Genomic DNA, 19,297 nt, shown 5'->3' with positions numbered 1-19,297 from the left:
GAACGTCGACATGGTCGTCGGCGGCCCCTACAGCTCCGGCGTCCTCGCCGGCGGCACCCACTTCGAATACCAGCAGGCCCCGCCCGAGATCATCGAGAAGGTCACCCGCCTCAAGACCCTGACCCACAAGCACGGCATCTCCATCAAGGCCGCCGCCCTCCAGTTCTCCCTCGCCCACCCGGCCGCCGCCGCCGTCATCCCCGGCGCCACCCGCCCCAGCCGCATCGCCGAGGACACCGCCGCCCTCAACGAAACCGTCCCCGCCGCGTTCTGGACCGACCTCCGCACCACCGGCCTCGTCAGCCCCGCCGCCCCACTGCCCAACGACGCCTGACCCCCCACCCCGAAACCCCCACCCCAACACCAGGACCCAGGAGAAAGACCATGGCCTCCACCTCCGTCAGCCGCACCGTACCCGCCTCCCCCGACCAGGTCTGGAACCTCATCGGCGGCTTCGACACCCTGCCCGACTGGCTCCCCTACATCCCCGAAAGCACCCCCCTCGAAGGCGGCCGCGTCCGCCGACTGACCAACCCCGACGGCGAAGTAATCATCGAACGACTGGTCGACTTCAACGAGACCGAACGCCACTACAGCTACGCCATCCTCCAGGCCCCGTTCCCGGTCAACGGCTACCTCTCCACCATCCGGGTCCACACACTCCCCGGCCGGGACGACATCGCCGAGGTCCAGTGGTCCGGCCGCTTCAACCCCCACAACGCCACCGAGGACGAAGTCGTCGACCTCTTCACCACCATCTACCGCGACGGCCTCGACGCCCTCCACAAGGCACTCTCCGCCTGACACCAAAGCCGTGACACGGCCAAACCGTGCAGCCCGGACATGCATCTCGCGTGCCCGGGCTGCGGTTTTCCCGGACCCCAGCCTCGCCCTCCGTCGAGGGAGCGGCAGGGGCCGGTCTGGTTGCCTTGGGTGCCGAAGAACACCCGCAGGGGGCGGGGTGCCGGAGTCAACGATCTTGAGGAGTGCCCGGCCTGCGCTCGGTGACTGGCCGCGCTCCGCTGGCGTACGGGGATCTAAGCACCGGTTACGCAGTGCACCGGCGCCGCACCGCCTGCCGGATCACGTTGCGGGTGGGCGGGTTCCCTCACGTCCTCGGGTGCCTGGTCCGGCCTGGGCGGTCCAATACCCCGCATGATCACTCCGGTCGTGCGGGGGCGGTGCCGTCCTTCCCCAAGCTCTCAACTCCGTTCGAGCAGGGGATACCCCATCCCGGACCGGGTGCCCGAGGGCGCGTCGTCCGACCGTGATGCCCGCGGCATCGTGACGGGACATCATCAGTAAGCAATCCGTGCGGCAACATGGAGGAGAGTTGTCAGGTCCGCCTGATCGCGGCGATGTCGAGCTCCAATGTCACCTTCGGGCTGACCAGAATCCTGCTCGCGGCGTTCCAGTTCACGCCCCAGTCGTTGCGGTTGATCGTGATGCCGCCCTTGAAGCCGACCCGGAAGCCGCCCCGCGGATCGTTCTCGGCGCCGGTCAGCACCTCGCGGGTGGACAGGTCATCGCGGTGGTCAGGTAGCGTGATCCCTCTGCGGTCGGCGGGCAGGTCATGTCGCCGAACAGCCGCAACTCCGGGCGAGGCGCGGTGAAGTCGCGCTCGAGCAGGTCCGGGGCAAACACCGGCCTGCGGGCCTGGCGGGTCAGACCGCGGCGCCGGCGGCGACACGCGCGCTCGCGCATGATCCGTTCCACGCCATCGTTGCCATCCCACGCAGCCCCAGGCCCTGCACCGCACCTGCGTCGGCGCAACGCCAACGCCCGCCCCCGGCAGGCTCGCCGCCCGGCGCAAGGAACGCACCCGCATCCGCATCGAGACAGGCATCCGCTGGGGTGGACGCCCCCTCGCACCCGCATCCTGACCACACCGGCGAACCGGTACGGTCACACCTGGGCCGCCTGGTCGTCGCCTGCGAGGTCGTGCAGGGTAGCGACGCGCGAGGCCAACGCTTGCGTCTCACCGTCGTCGATCCAGGTTCGGGCCACGCCCGCGAGGACGCTGAACGCGGGTTGTCAGTGGTCGTCGACCGCGGTGACGGTGATCCGGACGGCGGCATACTCATCGGCCTCAGGCATGGGGTCGGCGATCACCTGGGCGTCTCCGCGTGCGGTGAACGCAACGTTGCCCTCGGCGAGGAAGGTGAGTGCCACCCTTGGCCGGCGCCTGAGGCGGTCGAGCGTGTCCGGCTGCGGTGCAGGCTGAGCAGGATCGTGCTGGCCTCGGCGCGGACCGGCGCGGACACGGGGATGGCATGCACGCCGTGCTCGGGCAGATCGCCCAGCGTGCTCAAGACGCCGATGGTGCGCGCCGGCCAGTCGGGCAGGATGGTTATGCGGGTCACTCCAAAGGATGTTGTAGTAGTGCCTGACGGCCGGGTGGGCCATGGACCGGCTGAACGTCAAGCCGGCTGGACCAGGCCGATGACACGGGTGGATCGCCGTCAAGCGCGAGCGCGAGATGGACCCGGTGCGGCTGCGCCCGCAGCCGTGCGAGTTCGCCCCGTACTCCGCCGTCGGACCACGGTGCGGTGGTGAGTGTTCCGGGCGGTTCCAACCGCCCGGAACACTCACGACGCCGGTGCAGCAGCGGGCTTATCTGGCGAGTTCGGCCGGTTGGTCCAGCCGCGTCAGTTTCCGCGGGTTTCTCACCACGTAGATCCGGGTGATCCGCCCGTCCTCCACCACGACGCTCACCGCGGACGGCTCACCGTCGAACTCGACCCGGCCCGCAGGCGCACCGTTGAGCCATACGGCCGTGGTGTCGAAAGCGGACACCACCCGGTGTGCGCGCGCGAGCAGCGGCGCCACCAGCTCGATACCGTGGACCGGTTCCAGAGCGGCGGCCACAAGTCCACCGCCGTCAGCGATCAGGACCACGTCCGGCGCCATGACCTCCATCAGCTCCTGCACCTGCCCGGTCCGCAGCGCGACCAGGAACCGTTCCATCACGGCCTGCTGCTCCGACCGGCTCACCTGCACCCGCGGCCGCCGAGCCGCCACATGCTCGCGTGCCCGCCGAGCGATCTGCCGCACCGCGGCCGCGGTCTTCCCGACGGCCTCGGCGATCTCGCCGTAGGGCATGTCGAAGACCTCACGGAGCACGAACACCGCCCGCTCCGTCGGCCCGAGTGTTTCCAGCACGGTCAGCATCGCGATCGAGACGCTCTCCGCGAGTTCGACGTCCTCGGCGACATCGGGGCTGGTCAGCAGCGGTTCCGGCAGCCACTCGCCGATGTACTCCTCCCGGCTGCGCGACAACGTCCGCAGACGGTTGAGCGCCTGCCGCGTGACGACCCGGACGAGGTACGCCCGCGGGTCGCTCACCTGCGCGTGGTCGACGGCGGCCCATCGCAACCAGGACTCCTGCAGCACATCCTCCGCGTCGGCCGCCGATCCGAGCATCTCGTAGGCGACTGTGAACAGCAGACTGCGATGGACGACGAACGGATCCTCGGTCATGCCGACGGCGCCACGCCGGACGGCTCAGGGCGCTTGGCCAGCGGAATCTCGCAGGCATCGGAAAAACCCTGCGAGGTGACTCCGTTCGCGTTGTTGTTCCTGGTCGCCATGTTGACAAACGCGATGTACGCGGTGAGCTCGACCATCGCCGCGGGGCCGAGCCGCTCCAGCAAGCCGGCGTACAACTCGTCGGTGACGGTCGGCGGAGTGCTCGTCATGGCCTCGGCGTACTCCAGCACGTCCCGCTCCAGCGGCGTGAACACCTCCGACTCCCGCCAGCGCGGCACCTGGCTCGCCTTGACCAGGTCCAAGTCCTGGTTCTGCGCCTGGAAGTAGCCGACGTCCAGGCACCAGCTGCAGCCGACCTGTACGGCGACCGCCATGTGCGCGAACGACTTCAGGCCCGCGTCGGCCGCGTCCCACTCGGCCAGCTTGCCCGAGAACTCCAGATTGGACGTGGCCACCTTGGGGCTGTGCCACACCACCTCGACGGGCTCGGGCACTTCACCCAGCTGCTTGATCATGTTCTCCCTCAGCTCGGTGGGAAGTTCCGCCTTCGGCACGCGCAGCGCCATGATGTCCTCCTTGAACGGTTGCCTTTCCGGCAGTACGCCATGAAGACACCGCCGGACCCGCGAATGTGACAACCACCGCCACCGCACACAGATCATGAGCGCGCACAGGCCCACGCCCGCTCACAGAAGCCATCCGCGATCTCCATCCGTGAAGGTGCCATCTCCTCCACCCTGCTGCTGCAGCGCCTGCGCGCGGGCTCCCGCAAGAACGCCACCTACACCGCCTTCCGCGAGGTCGGCCGCGTCATCCGCACCGTCCAGCTGCTGCGCTACCTCACCGACGCCCCGCTGCGCCGGCGGGTCACGGCCGCGACGAACAAGGTCGAGGAGTTCAAGCGAACGTTGCGCCGCCGCTGGGGCAGATTGGACTCCATTGTGATGCTGGACGGGACTGGCGCCCCGACGTGCGCTCAGCAGTCGAACACCGACCAGCAGATGTCGTTCCGCAACCGCTGGTCGTCAAGTACGAGTTCGCGAATCGCCTCCGGGAGCTGGTCACGCTGCCACTGGCACTCGAGTCGCCCTGCGGCCTCGCCCTCGCCTTCCGGCGCAGCAACACTTGCAGCCTTGATCGCATAGGCGGCCGCACCGAGTTCGTGCGCGGCGACGTGTGCCACAGCCCCGGCCTGGCCGGCAGCGTACGCGGCATGCCGTGCTGCCCCACGCAGGTCTCTGGCCGCACCCATTGCATGGCCGCCCGCCGCGCGCGCCTCGGTCATCTTGACCTCGCCACGCACCCAGGCGCGGGCATGCTCGATCGCCTGACGCGGCCGTGGGTCCCCAGGCCGAGCCAACTCGAAGAGGTCAAGGACGTGCTCCGCGCAGGATGCCGCCCAAAGAGCGAGGAGGTGGTGATCGGAATCAGTGAGGGTCCCACCGCGGCGGATCGTCACGAAACGAGGGTCCCGGACCTTCGGGAGGATCATGGTTGGCACTCCTTTGCTTGCATCCGCCCAACGCCCGAGGGCGCGCACGCGCGCCAGGCACGCCCACAAGTAAAGCCTGCAAACCCAGTGGTTGGCTCTGCGGTGGGCTGCTGCACCGGGGCATCGTCCGCACGGCCGTCGCCGACCTCATGCCCGAGCCCGCCGCGGCCGGCCGCGGACACTGCCATCCCGAAGCTGCCGGTCACCCTCGACAAGCCGGGTACCGACGGTCCCGGCGCAAGGCAAGGCCCGTCGCGACTACGGCAACCGCTTCAACACCCTGGCGGCATCAACCGGACCGAGCACGACCTTCCATACCCACCAGGGGTATGTTACGGTGCAGCCGTTAGATACCCCTAGGGGGTATTCAGAAAGGGGTCGGAGCCATGTCAACCGTCAATCCCAGGCGCTGGTGGGCACTCGTCGTGCTCGCCGCGGCGCAGTTCATGGTGATCATGGACACGTCGATCATCGGGGTGGCGCTCCCCGAGATGCAGAAGGACCTCGGCTTCTCGCAGGGCGAGTTGCAGTGGGTCTTCAATGCGTACGTCATCGCCTTCGGCGGGCTGTTGCTGCTCGGTGGCCGCCTGTCCGACCTGATCGGCGCGCGCAGGATATTCAGCGCCGGCTGGGTCGTGCTGATCGCGGGCTCGATCGTCGCGGCAGCCGCGCAAACGGCCTGGGTGGAGGTCGTCGGCCGTGCGGTGCAGGGCGTGGGCGGTGCGCTGATCGCACCCTCGGCCATGACCTTGCTGATGATGCTCTTCGCGCACGACCCGAAGGAACTCGGCAAGGCCATGGCGCTCTATGGCGCCGCAGCTCCCGCGGGCGGCACGGCCGGTGTGTTCCTCGGTGGCGTGTTCACCGAGTGGCTGAGCTGGCCGTGGATCTTCATCATCTATGTCCCGATCGGCGTTGCCACGCTCGCCGCGACCAGGCTCCTGCCCGCTGTCGGCAGCCGTCGCGGTGCCGTCGACGTTCTCGGAGCGGCCGCGGTCACCGCCGGCCTGGCGCTCGCCGTGTTCGCTATCGTTCGCGCGCCGGAAGCCGGCTGGCTCTCCATCGGCACCGTGCTTCAGCTGGTCGGCGCCGCCGCGCTGCTCGTGCTCTTCTTCGTGATCCAGAAGACGGTGCGCGAGCCGCTCATGCCGCTCGGTATCTGGCGCGTCCCACGGCTCGGCTCGGCCAACCTCGCGATGGCTCTGCTCGGCGCCGCGTGGATCCCCATGTGGTACTTCCTCAACCTGTACCTCCAGCAGGTCCTCGGCTACGGGGCCTTCGCGTCGGGTGCCGCGCTGCTGCCGATGACCGGCCTACTGATGATCTTCATGACCGCGATCACCGCGAGGCTGCTCGCGAGGTTCGGAGCCAAGCCGCTGATCGGCGCAGGTCTGCTCGTCCTCGCCGCCGGTCTGTTCTGGCTGTCCGCCGTCGAGCCCACCGGCACGTTCGTGGTCGACGTCCTGCCGGCCTCGCTGGTCGCCGCGCTCGGCATGTCGCTCGCCTACATCCCGGCGATGATGGCTGCGATGTCCGGAGCCCCGCAGGAGCAGGCGGGCCTGGCGTCCGGCATCGTCAACACCACCTACCAGGTGGGCTCGGCTCTCGGCCTCGCCGCGCTGACCGCGGTGGCCACGTCGCAGGGCGCCGGTCAGCTGGGCAACCTGCCTGCACTGACAGTCGGCTTCAGCGCGGCATTCATCTGGGCCGCCGCGATCGCTGCGGCAGGCGGAGTCATCACCCTGCTGGCGATGCGAAGCGACAAGGTGGCTGCGGCGCAGCAGGCCACCGGCGCTCCGGAGAGCGAGCGGGCCGGCGTCTGACGCCGGCGGAACCCGCTGAGGCAGGCGGATGTATGGCCGCGTAGGCCGCCGGCCACCAGAACAACAGGCCAAAGAACCGGCGAAGGGCCGTTCAGTACAGGGTGACCTGCACCGGACGGCCCTCTCCCTTTGGATCACATGCCCGTCTCTGGCTCCTTCAAGAGTTCTGGTCCACATGTACCGACAGAGCCGTGCGCCTCACTGGCTCTTCAGGGAGACGTCGCGCAGGGTGTCGGAGACGGCCCACGTCAGGCCGGCGGTGAGGGTAGTAGCGCCCCACGGGCCCCAGGCAGCTGCGGGCGCCTCGTCGGCCGGAAGCCCCAGGGAGGGCGAGCATCGCAGCCTCTGTCAGAGCGATCGCCACGTCCCATGACGGGCAGCCCACGTGGTGCACCTGGCTGCCGCACGCTGTGACGATCACGAGGCCGACAGCGATGAGAGACCGGGTCGGTGTCGTCATCGCCGCTCGCCTTCGAACGGCGGGTCGATGCGGTCCGTGGGCACACTCCCCGGCGGCTGGCGGACGTCGACCGACCGGTGGTGCAGCTTCGGCCGGAACGCCGGCGTGTGCTTCGCGTATGCGGTCCGCCGTTCGCCGAACCGGCGGCGGCTTCGCGGTTCCCGTTCGCTCGCACCAGAACGGACAGCTGTCTGACTCCTGCCCCCGGGCATCCTGGACACGTCGGGCCCTTGGACACCCGTTCGGAGCATCGGTGAACCGGTGAAATTCGAGGTGTCACCGCCAGTCGTACGGGCGGCCCATGGTGGCAGGCTCCACCATCGAGTCAACCTGGCGGGACGGAGAACCGATGGCGCAGGACCTACACGAAGCCGCGCCGGCCGAGTCGGCCAACAGGCGCATCAATGCCGGTGTGAGACTCATGGGATGGCTGACGACCACGGACCACAAGGTCATCGGCAATCTCTACATGGTCACCGCGTTCGGGTTCTTCCTGCTGGCCGGAGTGATGGCCATGCTCATGCGAGCGGAGCTGGCCCGGCCAGGACTTCAGATCGTCAGCACAGAACAGTACAACCAGCTGTTCACCATCCACGGCACCGTCATGATGCTGCTGTTCGCCACGCCGATGTTCGGCGGCTTCGCGAACGCCATCATGCCGCTGCAGATCGGTGCGCCCGACGTCGCCTTCCCCCGCCTCAACGCGCTCACCTACTGGCTCTTTCTCTTCGGCGGAATCATCGTGGTGTCCGGATTCGTGGTGCCCGGCGGCGCGGCACATTTCGGCTGGTTCGCCTACGCTCCGCTGAACAGTGCCGTCTTTTCGCCCGGCGCCGGCGGAGACCTCTGGGCCATGGGCCTGGTGCTGTCGGGGATCAGTACGACCCTGGCATCGGTCAATTTCATCACTACGATCGTCTGCCTGCGCGCCCCGGGTATGACCATGTTCCGAATGCCGATCTTCACCTGGAACGTTCTTTTCACCTCGATCCTCGCGCTGTTCGCCTTTCCGGTGCTCGCTGCCACGCTGCTCGTCCTCGAAGCCGACCGGAAGTTCGGGGCGCATGTCTTCGACTCCGCCAACGGCGGTGCGCTGCTGTGGCAACACCTGTTCTGGTTCTTCGGCCATCCCGAGGTCTACATTGTCGCGTTGCCCTTCTTCGGAGTGGTGAGCGAGATCATTCCCGCGTTCAGCAGGAAGCCGATGTTCGGGTATTTCGGAATGGTGATGGCCACGGTCAGCATCACCATGCTCTCAGCGGTTGTCTGGGCCCATCACATGTTCGCAACGGGAGCCGTTCTCCTGCCCTTCTTCTCCGCCATGTCGTTCATCATCGCCGTGCCCACCGGCGTCAAGTTCTTCAACTGGATCGGCACCATGTGGCACGGAAGTATCTCGTTCGAGACACCCATGCTCTGGGCGATCGGCTTCCTAGTGACATTTCTCCTCGGCGGCCTCAGCGGAGTACTGATCGCCTCACCCCCGCTGGACTTCCATCTCACCGATTCATACTTCATCGTCGCCCACCTCCACTACGTGCTGTTCGGAACAGTGGTCTTCGCAATGTTCGGCGGCTTCTACTTCTGGTGGCCCAAGTTGACCGGCCGCATGCTGGATGAACGCCTCGGACGTATCCATTTCTGGTCCTTGTTCGTCGGATTTCAGCTGACCTTCCTGGTCCAGCACTGGCTGGGGGAGGCCGGAATGCCCCGGCGTTACGCCGACTATCTCTCGGCGGACGGCTTCACCCTGCTCAATACGATCTCGTCCGTCGGCTCCTTTCTGCTGGGCCTGTCGACCCTGCCGTTCCTGTACAACGTGTGGCGCACCAGCCGTTACGCACCGAGGGTCGAGGTGGACGACCCCTGGGGGTTCGGCCGTTCCCTGGAGTGGGCGACCTCCTGTCCACCCCCGAGGCACAACTTCCGGGCTCTGCCCCCCGTACGTTCAGACTCACCGGCCTTCGACCTGCGCCACTCCATCGGGCCGGAGAAGGAGAAACCGGGCCTCGGCCGAGGCGGGTCCCACTCCGCATCGGGCGCCGAAGAGGAGTCGGGCCAATGAAGACCGAGGCCATTCTCTTCGCCGGAGTCGCGGGGTTCTTCCTGGTGACCGATGTTCTCTATGCCGTGTGGTCCCGTGATCCGACAGGCACGGCAGCTCTCACCGTCTCGTTCCTCATGGCGTTGCTGGTCACGTTCTTCTTCGCCACCAACTACCGGAGGAAAGGACTGCGCCCCGAGGACCGCGGGGACGGGCACGTCGATGAGCGGTCCGGTCCCGTGGGCTTCTTCTCCCCGCACAGCATCTGGCCGTCGCTGACAGCCGCGGGGATGGCCCTGCTCGCCCTCGGTGTGGTGTTCGGTCTGTGGCTTTTCCTGATCGGGCTGGGTGTGGTCCTGGCCGGGGTGTTCGGAATGGTCTTCCAGTACGCGCGTGCGCAGGCCTGAGGACGGTTCTCAGTCCTCAAGCCTGCGGACCGGCTCCGGCGGCGCCATCCGCTCTGCGATGTGGGACCGTTGCTCGTCCGTGGCCGGCAGTTCCACGAGGTCCCCGTAGTACCAGCTGCTCAGCACGGTCCGAAGCCGTTGCCGACGCGAGATCGGGCTCTCCGCGGGAAGCTCCAGAGGCGTCGGGACATCACGCATCAGGATGCGGTGGCGGGCTGTCTGGCTCAGGCCTCGGTGGCTCTCCGAGAGGTCTCCGTTCACCGACTGGACCACCTGGCCGGTCTCCTCGCCCTCGGCCAGCCGTCGGCGGTCCCGCATCTGAAGGGCGAGACAGAGGCGCTTGGTCAGCGCGAAGGCCAGAACCGGGGCGGCGATCAGCGCGATTCTGAGGATCCAGATCATGGCCTCGATCGAAACCCTGAACGAGAGGGCGACGACGTCGTTGCCGCCGGCGACGAGGAGAACGGCGTAGAAGACGATGGCCGCCACGCCGAGCCCCGTACGGGTCGGCCGGTTGCGCGGCCGGTCGCACAGATGGTGTTCCGCGCGGTCGCCCGTCAACCACTTCTCGAAAAAGGGATAGAGGAACAGCACTGTGAAGACCAAGCCCGGCAGCACGATCGCCGGAATGAACACATTCCACATGATGGTGTGGCCCGCGATGTCGGTCTCCCATGGCGGCATCAGCCGGAGCGCGCCCTCCAGGAATCCGACATACCAGTCCGGCTGCGCGTTACCGGATACCTGGTTGGCGCGGTAGGGGCCGTAGTCCCACACAGGGTTGATCTGGGCGAGCGCACCCAGCAAGGTCAGTACGCCGAACACCATGAAGAAGAAACCTGTGGTCTTCGCGGTGAAGTGTGGGAACGCCGGTGAGCCGACGGCGTTCTTATTGGTCTTCCCCTGACCCGCCCAGTGGGTGTGTTTGAGATAGACAACCAGGATGAGATGAGCGGTGATCAGCGCCACGATAAGACCGGGCACGAGCAGGACATGCACGGGGTACAGACGAGGGATCACGTCATCGCCCGGGAACTGTCCTCCGAAGACGAACAGCTCAAGGTACGTTCCGACGACAGGGATCGACCCCATGATGGTGGCCGCCGTCCTCAGGCCCGTACCGGACAGCAGGTCGTCGGGCAGCGAGTAACCCGCGAATCCTTCGAGGAGCGCGAGTACGAACAGTGTCACGCCCACGATCCAGTTGGCCTCCCGCGGTTTACGGAAGGCACCGGTGAAGAAGATCCGCAGCATGTGGACGGCGATCGCGGCGACGAACACCAGAGCCGCCCAGTGGTGGATCTGACGCATCAGCAGGCCTCCGCGCACATCGAAGCTGATGTCGAGGGTGGTGGTGTAGGCCTGCGTCATCCTCTCGCCCTGAAGGGGCACATAGGAACCGATGTAGACACTCTCCGTCATGCTCGGGTTGAAGAACAGGGTGAGGTACACGCCCGTGAGGAGCAGGACCACAAAGGAGTAAAGGGCGATCTCGCCGAGGAGAAAAGACCAGTGGTCGGGAAAGGCCTTGCGCAGCAACGGCCTGGCCAACTCGCTGACGGGCAGGCGCGCATCCACCGCGCCGTATCCACTGGCCGTCGCCGGCCCGGCCTGGGTCTTCAGCATCGCCTTACGCCTCCGCAGGGGCATGCACCACTCTCCCGTCGATCTACCTGCCAGCCTGCGCCCCTTGTCGTTCCGGTTCGCCCCTTATGGGTAACGCATTACTCGAAGGGGCTACGCAGAATCGCGGTATCGGCACCTGATCAGCCGACTCGGCCTTGACGTGCCGGGTGGGGTCGCACTGGTGCGTCGGGCCCAGGGTCGGCGGCAGGGCGCCCTGCCCGGTGTGGTCCCGAGGTTCGCCCACGAGCGCCGTCGGCGTGAGGCGGTGCAGGGCGGTCCGGGTGGAACATGCCGGCGAGCATGTCGTAGTCCCCGTGCTCAAGGGCCTGGTAGAAGCGGCGCACGAGGCCGGCATTGGTTTCGGTGGACACGTGATGGGCCCCTTCCCTGTCGTCCTGGTGCGGCGCCGGGACCCGCGGGGGGCTGCTGCCGGAGTCGGGGCCCGACGCGTATCGGGCCCCGACCGGCACGAGGTCTTGGTTCCTGAACGGCAGTTCAGGTTCAGACGCGCTGCGTCCAGTCCTGGTCCAGGCGGTCGGCCAGGCCTGCGGCGGTGAAGGCGGCCTCCAGTTCCTCGTGTCCCTCGGTGAAGTGGGCCCAACTGTCGTGGTGGACCGGGACGACGCGGCGGGCGCCGAGGATCCGGGCGGCCTCGGCGGCCTGCTCGCTGTCCAGGACGATCAGATTGCCGTCGAAGAGCATGGGGAAGCGGGGTGCGCCGGCGAACAGGATGGCGGTGCCCACCGGGGCGAAGCGCTCGGCAATCTGCCGGACCGCGTCGAGGGAGGCGTTGTCGCCGCTGACGTAGACCGCCGGCAGGCCCTCGCCGGTCAGGACGAAGCCGACGACCTGGCCGGAGAAGGGCTCGACCTCCTCGCGCCGACCGGGGCCGTGGATGGCGGGAACACCGGTGACGGTGACCGTGCCTCCGCCCGGACGCTCCAGCTCGATCGACTCCCAGTCGGCCAGGCCCTTGGCCTTCTCCCCGAGGCGCCGTCCGCCGCCGGGAGTGGTCAGGGTGAGGGGGACGTCGGCAAGCAGAGCCCGACCGGAGGTGTCGAGGTTGTCGGCGTGCTCGTCGTGGGAGAGCAGGACCACGTCGATGGGGCCGAGGTCTGCAGGGGTGGCGGCGGAGGGCGCGGTCTTGGTCAGGGTCGGGCCGGGCGAGGGGTATTCACCGGGGCCGTCGAAGGTCGGGTCGGTCAGGAAGCGCAGGCCGCCGTACTCGAACAGGGCGGTCGGCCCGCCGAACGTGCGGACCGGGAACTGCTCGGCGTTGAGCTGGGACATCACGTCTCCCTCATTTCTAACGGAAACTCTCTGCATTTAACGTGACTCCAAGCTAGGCAGGCATCACGGAAAAATGCAAGCGCTACCATGAGATGCATGGACGACACCCTGGCCACCGACACTGCGCAGACCGCTCTGCCCCCAGCTCCGGGTGCCGACCGGTACCACTCCTTGGACTTCGCCGACACCGCCGCGACCCTGCCCGCCGGCCAGAGCTACGACCTGCTCGCCGCCCCCGAATCGGCCATGCGCTGGCTCGCCGCCCACGACCTGACGACCCCGGGCGTGCAGCTGTACGAGGTGTGCGCACAGCGGATGCGCACGCTGCGCGCACACGTGCGGACCCTCTTTGCCGCCCGCGTCGACGGCACCACCCCGCCCGAGGAATCCCTGTTCGCGGTGAACGAGGCACTCACGGCCGTACCCACCGCACCCCTGCTCGCCTGGGACGGGGCCCAGGGACTGCGCCGCATCCAGGCACACCCCACCGACCAGGCCGTCAACCACGCACTGGCGACCCTCGCCGCCGACGCCGCCGACCTGCTCACCGGTCCCGACGCCGACCTCCTTGCCGCCTGCGGCTCCTCCCCCTGCGACCGTTTCCTCCTGCGCACCCACGGCCGACGCCACTGGTGCTCCACCCGCTGCGGCGACCGCGCCCGCGCTGCCCGCGCCTACGCGCGGCGCAGCGGTGCCCCGCACTGACGCTGCCCTCGCCGAATACCTCATGCGCCCTGGTGGGGGTCAGTATGCGGGGGTGCACAGGAGCCCGACGCCGGTCGCTCGCGTCGGTGCTCCGGCGCGGCTGCCGAGGGCTGCGGCAACATGATCGGTCGCGCTGATGCGACTGGCCCACCCAGGCGTGACGACCGCGTTGGCCATGGTGCGCCTGCTGCCGATGAGCGACCGGGACCAAGGGCTGTCCCGTAATCCCTGGCGGGCGCACGACGACAGAGGGAGCCTGACACAGGGGCCTCCTGGGCCGGGCACAGGGACGGCGCTCCGCTTCGGCCTGCTCCCGGTCGAGTGAGCGCGTAGTGTGACAAGGCAGGGCGACATGATGACGGTGCCCAATGGCGCCGAGAGGAAGCACCATGGCGCACAGCCCGTGGCAGAAGCGGGGACGGGGCCAGGCCCGGGGCGGCGTGCCCGTGCCGCCGCAACGTGCTCTGGACGCGCGCCGACTGCGGCGCCTGCTGGGCGCGGTCGGGGCGGTCAGCGCCGACATGGACACCCGCATCGTGCTGCACCGGATCGTGGAGGCGGCCACCGATCTGGTTGCCGCGCGCTATGGGGCACTTGGGGTGGTTTCGGAGAGCGGCAAGATCATCGACCTGATCACCGTGGGCGTCGACGATCCGCACCTGTGCGCCGCCCTGGGCCTGCCGCAGGGCCATGGGCTGCTGCACACCATGGTCGACGACCGGGAACCGTTGCGGGTGGCGAATGTGGCCACGCACCCTCATTCGGTCGGCTTCCCGCCCCGGCATCCGGTCATGCGGACCCTGTTGGGCGTTCCGCTCGTGGTGCGCGGCAACGTCTACGGGGACCTCTACGTCGCCGACAAGTTGGATGGCACACCCTTCGATGACGATGACGAGGGCCTGCTGACGGCATTGGCCAGTGCCGCGGGCGTCAGCCTCGAAAACGCCCGCCTGTATCAGCAGCTCAAACGCGCCGCCGAGCACTTTCAGCGCCGCATGCTGCCTGTCCTTCCCGACCTCTCGCCGCTCGAGGCCGCGGCCCGCTATGAACCCGCGTCCGAACTGCTGAGGCTGGGCGGGGACTGGTACGACGCCATGGTCCTGCCCGATGGCGCCACCTGCGTCGTGGTGGGTGACGTGACCGGTCACGACGTGGAGGCCGCCCCGCTGATGGGGCAGATCCGCAACATGCTGCGGGCGATCGCCCTCGACCGGTGCGGGCCGCCCGGCCTCGTCATGTCAAAACTGGACCACGCGCTGACGATGTTCGACGACCCGCCCACGGCCACCCTGGTACTCGGCCGCATCGAGCATGGCCCAGAGGGCGAGGGGTACACCTTCGACTGGAGCAACGCCGGGCATCTGCCGCCGCTGCTGATCGGTGCGGATGGCAGCACGCGCTACCTGGCGCCCGCCCGTCACGGAATCCCGGTGGGCATCGACGCGTCCGTCTCCCGGTTCACCCACGACCACCCCCTCCCGCCCGGCAGCACGCTGCTGCTGTTCACCGATGGGCTGGTCGAACGCCGCGACCAGGACATCGACACCGGGCTGAGTGACCTGGCCGAACAGGCCGCCCGCCTGGCCACGGCACCGTTGGAGGAGCTCTGCGACACCCTGATCAGCCGAAGCCGGAAGGTGTTCGACGACGACGTGGCCCTGCTCGCCCTGCGCACCCCCTCGGACAGCACGGCGCAGTGAGAGACACGCGCCCGCCGACCGGCACCGCTTTCCTGGCCGACATCAAAGCACTGCTCGAACACTGCACACCGTCGTGCAGGACTGTCCTGGCCTGCCTCGCCCTCCTCCCGTGAACGGAGGTAACACCACACGGCCACAGCTGAGATCGAACATGGAGGAAACCGCACCCCACACGGGGCCGCGCACCCACCACGGGTCGGCCGCCATCTGAACACCTGGTTCGGCGACGCCGCGCGTTCCTCAGTCGGAGGTGGGATGGGGCCAGTGCGCGAGGCTTCCGGGCGACGGGGGCGACTGCACCGCTTCCGCTGCCGAGGGGTAGAACTCGTAGCTCTCACGCATGCCGCTGAGGTCGAAGATCCTGAGCACCCGGCTCGACACGGACGCGATATGCAGCGATCCCTCGTACTCACGGATGCGTTTCGTGATCGCCACGATCACGCCCAACCCCATCGAATCCATGAAGGCGACGAAGCCCAAGTCCAAAACGAAGTGGCGGCGCCCCTCATCGAGAAGCTTGATCACCGCTTCGCGGATCATGGGCGCGGTATGGGCATCCACCTCACCGTCGACCTCCACGACGGTCCAGCCGTCAACCACGTCATAGCTGACGATCATGCTCTCGTGCCGGACGATGTTCGTTCGCATGGCCATCCTTCTTCACTTCTGTGGACGGCGCAGGATCCGCCGGCACGATGAGGCCTGGACGATCAACCCACATCCCGATCGCGGTCTGCCACGGACCGGTCGGCGCAGATGACGGAGACCGTCGCCGCTGGTGTCCTGCGTGATGGTCATCGGCTCCTGGTCAGCCACTCGGCGAGAACAGCGGCCTGGCCGTGGTCCACATCCTTGGTGGCGGCCAGCAGTATGAGCTTGTTGTGTGCTGCCTGGTCACGCAGATGCTCGGCCGCCTCGTGATGCCCGGCGTCGCGCAGTTCTGCCGGGTAGCGGCGACGGAACTCGGTGAAGCAGCTGGGCGCATGGCCATGGACCACCTCCGCAGTTCGCTGGACGGGGCGGCAGCACGCTGCCACTCGCCCGGATGCGCGTCCTCCTTGCGCATGCCGCGGGGCCGGACCCGGTCGACCAGCACGCGCTTGCCGTCCTTCGGCGCAGCTTCCTCGTGAACTCGGCGATACGTGATCTGTTCGGCCATGACGGTTCCCTTCCAGATCGGTCGGCCGCCTCGGCCTTGAGCAGGTGATGGCTCCGTACCCTTGCTGGAAGCGGACGTTCCCGACTCGCCCATTTTATCGGGGACTGGTGACGCGAACCCGTCGGGACTCCGCGGGGTCGGTCATGAACCGTCACCGGAGCAGCGCCGTCCGGGGCGGCGCATCGACGAGGAGCATGGCGTGCCCAGCAGACGCCTCCGCTCGAGTCACACGATCTTCCCGCGCGGACGGCTCCCCGCATGAGGTCCTCCCACGAGCTGGACGCGGCAGGGGCCACCGGGGTCGTGGACGGCCCGGGGCTTCCGCCACGGGGCGAGCACTGTCGATATGGCCTGGCCGAGGCCGGTCTTGCCGATACCGGTCACATGCCGAGGAGTGCTGGGATCCGGTGGACGCCGTCGAGGATGTGAGTGGGGTGTTCGGCTGCGAGTTCGTGCCGGGTCTGGGCGCCGGTGAGTACGCCGATGACGGTTGTGGCGCGGGCGGCGTGGCCGGCACGGTGTCGAGTGCGGTGTCGCCGGCGACCAGGACGGTCGTACGGTCGGTGACCCCGGTGAGTTCCATGGCGCGGTGGATCATGTGGGGCTCGGGGCGGCCGGCAGGTACTTCGGAGGCGCAGACGACGGCGTCGAGGTGGTCGCCGACGCGCCAGCCGAGGGATTCCAGTAGCGGGTCGGTGACCTGGCGGTCGAAGCCGGTGGTGAGGGCGACACGGACGCCTGCCGAGCGGAGTGCGGCGAGCGTTTCGGTGAACAGCAACCCGCCGCTGGTACGCAGTCCGGCGACCAGCGGGTGGTTTGTGCCGGTGGGATGGATCGTGTCGTAGTCGGCGTCGGTGCGCACCGCGCCCAGGCTCGCCGGCAGGTAGGACACCGCCGCGCCGAACTGATCAGACTGCGCCAGATCCAGCACCACCCGGCCCTCGGCGAGCCAAGGGCTGTCCCGTAATCCCTGACGGAACAGCGCGCGACGTCGGATGCGGTGCATCGCAAGGCGGAGGACTGTCCTCATACTGGGCGCATTCGGGCGTTCCGACAACGCAGCGCGGTGTCGTAGCCGGCGTCGTGCGCCCGCCAGGGGTTACGGGACAGTCCTTAGGAGCGACGCGGTCGCTGGGGTCTGCTCGGCTGATCAGCCGTCGTGCTGGGGACGAGGTCGATCGGTTGCGGTTGCAGCGATTGCTGTACTCCCCTGCTGCACAGCCACTCGTTGTCGATCCCGGTCGTGAGCCGTGAACTCCGGCGCAAATGAGCGGACGAGGGCGGAGCTCTTCTCCTCCCGCTCCCCACGGTGGGCATCCTTCCGGGTCTCCCCCTGATCGCATGGCCGCCCAAGCGGATCAGGCGCAGTGGCGGCAATGAGAGACCTACGTACGCTTGATCGCGTAGAAAGGCAGCCTCCAGTTCCAGGGGGCTGCTATGCGATCCATGCACAAGGAGACGCGTCATGAATGCTTCCCCTGGGGGTTCCCGACGTTCGGAGAACGATGCCGCCGGATTCACGGCCTCGCCGCAGTTGACCCGAGCGTTGCAACAGATCGTGGTGGATCTCGTCGAACTGCACCTCCAGGGGAAGCAGGCCCATTGGAACGTGGTCGGCCACAACTTCCGGGACCTGCACCTGCAACTTGATCAAATCGTCGACGACGCAAGGGAGTCGGCCGACATCGTCGCCGAACGCATGCGCGCCCTGGCGACGTTGCCGGACGGTCGCTCCGACACTGTGGCTGCGAGCACCACTCTCCCCGCATTCCCGGAAGGAGAGCTGAGTGTGAGCACTGTTGTCGATCTTGTCACCACGCGCCTGCGTGCCACCGTCGATACGGTGCGTACCCACCATGCCCAGGTCGACAGCGAGGATCCCTCCACAGCCGATCTGCTGCACGCGATCATCGACTCCCTTGAGAAGCACGCCTGGATGGTCAGCGCGGAAAACCGATCCTTCTGACACCACTGCACGCCCCTGGAAGCAGATCGGTGAAGTACAGGGTGTCGGCATCCGATCCGGCTCGACCGCGGGTGTGCTGTCGGGCCAGGGCAGGACTTTGTCGACGCGGACCGGTACCGGCGCATACTGCGGGCCGGGGCACACGAATGAGCTCACCGACTTGCACGCCGCGTGCACGCGGAGATCGGCACCGCGGGGATCCGGGGTCAGGTTCCTCTGGTATGTGGCCCAAAAGGTCACCGTCTTCCCCCGTCGTCACGCCCCTCACGCCTGCAAGCCCCTACCGAAGGACCACGTCATGCCTGCTCTTGTTGTCCTCATCACCGGCGCGCTTACCGGGATCGGCCGCGCAACCGCCCTCGCCTACGCCCGTGAGGGCGCGAACGTGGTGGTCAGCGGACGCCACCAGGACGAAGGCGACGCGCTCGCCAAGGAAGTCGGGAGCAGCGGTGGCCGAGCCCTGTTCGTGAAGACCGACGTACGCCGAGACGCCGAGGTCCAAAACCTGGTCGACCGCGCGCTGGAACACTTCGGGCGACTCGACGTCGCCTTCAACAACGCCGGTACCGAGGGCAGGCTCACCCCGATCACCGAGGTGACCGACGAGTTGTACGAGGAAACCTTCGACACCAACGTCAAGGGCACGCTCCTCAGCCTGAAGCACGAGTTCCGGGCAATGAGGGCGCAGGACGGTGGCGGCAGCGTCGTCAACGTCAGCTCCACCTACGGCCTGATGGGCTACCCCGACTATGCCCTGTACGCGGGTAGCAAGCATGCCGTCGTCGGTATCACCAAGGCCGCGGCCCTGGAGGGCGCCAAGCACGGCATCCGCGTCAACGCAGTGGCACCCGGCTACACGAGGACAGCGATGTACGAGCGCGCCACCGGCAGCGACGCCGTCCGCGCCGCCGTCAACTCCGTACTTCCGATGGGCCGTCCGGGCACCCCCGAGGAGATCGCGGCGGCCGTGCAGTACCTGGGGTCGGACAAGGCCAGCTACATCACCGGCCAGACACTCACGCTCGACGGCGGCCTGATGTCCGGCTGGCCCCTGTTCCCCGCCTCCTGACTCGTCCTTGATCGTCGAGGGGCTCTTCGCCCTCGCCTCCCTCGCCCGGCCGAGCGGGGCGCCAACG

The 19,297-nt window shown here is 67.9% G+C and carries 18 protein-coding genes and 4 pseudogenes; 10 read left to right on the top strand and 12 right to left on the bottom strand.

Annotated features, from left to right (window positions below; all coding sequences use genetic code 11):
• Both ACFU6I_RS32025 and ACFU6I_RS32020 read left to right on the top strand, forming a co-directional pair.
• On the top strand, window positions 1-334 hold a 334-nt coding region (locus tag ACFU6I_RS32025; protein WP_384372972.1), incomplete at its 5' end, for an aldo/keto reductase.
• 50 nt (window positions 335-384) lie between these two features.
• Entirely contained in the window at window positions 385-804 is a 420-nt protein-coding gene (locus tag ACFU6I_RS32020) for an SRPBCC family protein (RefSeq protein ID WP_384372970.1), read from the top strand.
• A gap of 291 nt (window positions 805-1,095) precedes the next feature.
• On the opposite strand, the pseudogene ACFU6I_RS32015 reads toward ACFU6I_RS32020, so the two are convergent.
• The 6 genes and pseudogenes from ACFU6I_RS32015 to ACFU6I_RS31990 form a co-directional block, all read right to left on the bottom strand.
• A pseudogene (locus ACFU6I_RS32015) lies at window positions 1,096-1,293 on the bottom strand (hypothetical protein); the annotation flags it as partial.
• A gap of 43 nt (window positions 1,294-1,336) precedes the next feature.
• Complete coding sequence (locus tag ACFU6I_RS32010) at window positions 1,337-1,507, bottom strand: YceI family protein (protein ID WP_384372968.1); 171 nt, start codon at window positions 1,505-1,507, stop codon at window positions 1,337-1,339.
• A complete protein-coding gene (locus ACFU6I_RS32005) occupies window positions 1,501-1,704 on the bottom strand; it encodes a hypothetical protein (RefSeq protein ID WP_384372966.1) in 204 nt (67 codons plus the stop codon). The genes ACFU6I_RS32010 and ACFU6I_RS32005 overlap by 7 nt, the downstream gene beginning before the upstream one ends.
• Window positions 1,705-2,034: 330 nt before the next feature.
• Entirely contained in the window at window positions 2,035-2,172 is a 138-nt protein-coding gene (locus tag ACFU6I_RS32000) for a hypothetical protein (RefSeq protein ID WP_384372964.1), read from the bottom strand.
• Window positions 2,173-2,613: 441 nt separating this feature from the next.
• A complete protein-coding gene (locus ACFU6I_RS31995; protein ID WP_384372962.1) occupies window positions 2,614-3,480 on the bottom strand; it encodes an RNA polymerase sigma-70 factor in 867 nt (288 codons plus the stop codon).
• The gene (locus tag ACFU6I_RS31990; protein WP_384372960.1) at window positions 3,477-4,055 is read right to left on the bottom strand and encodes a carboxymuconolactone decarboxylase family protein; all 579 of its coding nucleotides are present in this window, start codon (window positions 4,053-4,055) and stop codon (window positions 3,477-3,479) included. Before ACFU6I_RS31990 ends, ACFU6I_RS31995 begins: the two co-directional genes overlap by 4 nt.
• 138 nt (window positions 4,056-4,193) lie before the next feature.
• On the opposite strand from ACFU6I_RS31990, the pseudogene ACFU6I_RS31985 reads away from it, so the two are divergent.
• Window positions 4,194-4,382, top strand: a pseudogene (locus tag ACFU6I_RS31985) (Tn3 family transposase); the annotation flags it as partial.
• Window positions 4,383-4,465: 83 nt separating this feature from the next.
• Here the strand turns inward: ACFU6I_RS31985 and ACFU6I_RS31980 are convergent.
• Window positions 4,466-4,981 carry a putative immunity protein gene (locus ACFU6I_RS31980; RefSeq protein WP_384372958.1) on the bottom strand — a complete coding sequence of 172 codons (516 nt, stop codon included), beginning with the start codon at window positions 4,979-4,981 and terminating at the stop codon, window positions 4,466-4,468.
• 386 nt (window positions 4,982-5,367) lie between these two features.
• Here ACFU6I_RS31980 and ACFU6I_RS31975 point away from each other — a divergent pair, with 386 nt between their 5' ends.
• The 3 genes from ACFU6I_RS31975 (at window position 5,368) to ACFU6I_RS31965 (ending at window position 9,715) form a co-directional block, all read left to right on the top strand.
• Complete coding sequence (locus ACFU6I_RS31975) at window positions 5,368-6,804, top strand: MFS transporter (protein WP_384372956.1); 1,437 nt, start codon at window positions 5,368-5,370, stop codon at window positions 6,802-6,804.
• A gap of 881 nt (window positions 6,805-7,685) precedes the next feature.
• Window positions 7,686-9,329, top strand: a complete 1,644-nt coding sequence (gene ctaD / locus ACFU6I_RS31970) for a cytochrome c oxidase subunit I (protein ID WP_384372974.1) — start codon at window positions 7,686-7,688, stop codon at window positions 9,327-9,329.
• Window positions 9,326-9,715 (top strand): cytochrome c oxidase subunit 4, encoded by a 390-nt coding sequence (locus tag ACFU6I_RS31965; protein ID WP_384372954.1) that lies wholly within the window; start codon window positions 9,326-9,328, stop codon window positions 9,713-9,715. The genes ctaD and ACFU6I_RS31965 overlap by 4 nt, the downstream gene beginning before the upstream one ends.
• 9 nt (window positions 9,716-9,724) lie before the next feature.
• Here the strand turns inward: ACFU6I_RS31965 and ACFU6I_RS31960 are convergent, their stop codons facing one another.
• Both ACFU6I_RS31960 and ACFU6I_RS31955 read right to left on the bottom strand, forming a co-directional pair.
• Window positions 9,725-11,365, bottom strand: a complete 1,641-nt coding sequence (locus ACFU6I_RS31960) for a cytochrome bc complex cytochrome b subunit (protein ID WP_384372952.1) — start codon at window positions 11,363-11,365, stop codon at window positions 9,725-9,727.
• Between the two features lie 477 nt (window positions 11,366-11,842).
• Entirely contained in the window at window positions 11,843-12,631 is a 789-nt protein-coding gene (locus ACFU6I_RS31955; RefSeq protein ID WP_384372950.1) for an MBL fold metallo-hydrolase, read from the bottom strand.
• 96 nt (window positions 12,632-12,727) lie between these two features.
• Here ACFU6I_RS31955 and ACFU6I_RS31950 point away from each other — a divergent pair, with 96 nt between their 5' ends.
• Both ACFU6I_RS31950 and ACFU6I_RS31945 read left to right on the top strand, forming a co-directional pair.
• Window positions 12,728-13,336, top strand: a complete 609-nt coding sequence (locus tag ACFU6I_RS31950; protein ID WP_384372948.1) for an ABATE domain-containing protein — start codon at window positions 12,728-12,730, stop codon at window positions 13,334-13,336.
• A 389-nt stretch (window positions 13,337-13,725) separates the two neighbouring features.
• Window positions 13,726-15,036 carry a PP2C family protein-serine/threonine phosphatase gene (locus tag ACFU6I_RS31945; RefSeq protein ID WP_384372946.1) on the top strand — a complete coding sequence of 437 codons (1,311 nt, stop codon included), beginning with the start codon at window positions 13,726-13,728 and terminating at the stop codon, window positions 15,034-15,036.
• Between the two features lie 240 nt (window positions 15,037-15,276).
• On the opposite strand, the gene ACFU6I_RS31940 is transcribed toward ACFU6I_RS31945, so the two are convergent.
• From ACFU6I_RS31940 to ACFU6I_RS31930, 3 genes and pseudogenes are all read right to left on the bottom strand, one after another.
• On the bottom strand, window positions 15,277-15,684 hold the full coding sequence (locus ACFU6I_RS31940; protein WP_384372944.1) for an STAS domain-containing protein: 408 nt from the start codon (window positions 15,682-15,684) through the stop codon (window positions 15,277-15,279).
• Between the two features lie 146 nt (window positions 15,685-15,830).
• A pseudogene (locus ACFU6I_RS31935) lies at window positions 15,831-16,195 on the bottom strand (DUF488 domain-containing protein).
• Window positions 16,196-16,724: 529 nt separating this feature from the next.
• A pseudogene (locus tag ACFU6I_RS31930) lies at window positions 16,725-17,201 on the bottom strand (HAD family hydrolase); the annotation flags it as partial.
• Window positions 17,202-17,660: 459 nt separating this feature from the next.
• Between ACFU6I_RS31930 and ACFU6I_RS31925 the strand changes: the two are divergent.
• Both ACFU6I_RS31925 and ACFU6I_RS31920 read left to right on the top strand, forming a co-directional pair.
• Window positions 17,661-18,161, top strand: a complete 501-nt coding sequence (locus ACFU6I_RS31925; RefSeq protein ID WP_384372942.1) for a Dps family protein — start codon at window positions 17,661-17,663, stop codon at window positions 18,159-18,161.
• A 298-nt stretch (window positions 18,162-18,459) separates the two neighbouring features.
• On the top strand, window positions 18,460-19,230 hold the full coding sequence (locus tag ACFU6I_RS31920) for an SDR family NAD(P)-dependent oxidoreductase (protein WP_384372940.1): 771 nt from the start codon (window positions 18,460-18,462) through the stop codon (window positions 19,228-19,230).
• The last annotated feature ends 67 nt before the right edge of the window (window positions 19,231-19,297 follow it).

The sequence above is a fragment of the Streptomyces sp. NPDC057486 genome (genome assembly GCF_042802415.1).
GTDB classification, from domain to species: Bacteria; Actinomycetota; Actinomycetes; order Streptomycetales; family Streptomycetaceae; genus Streptomyces; species Streptomyces yanii.
Note: the sequence above shows the minus strand (reverse complement) of the source record. Positions and strands in the feature narration are given on the sequence as shown.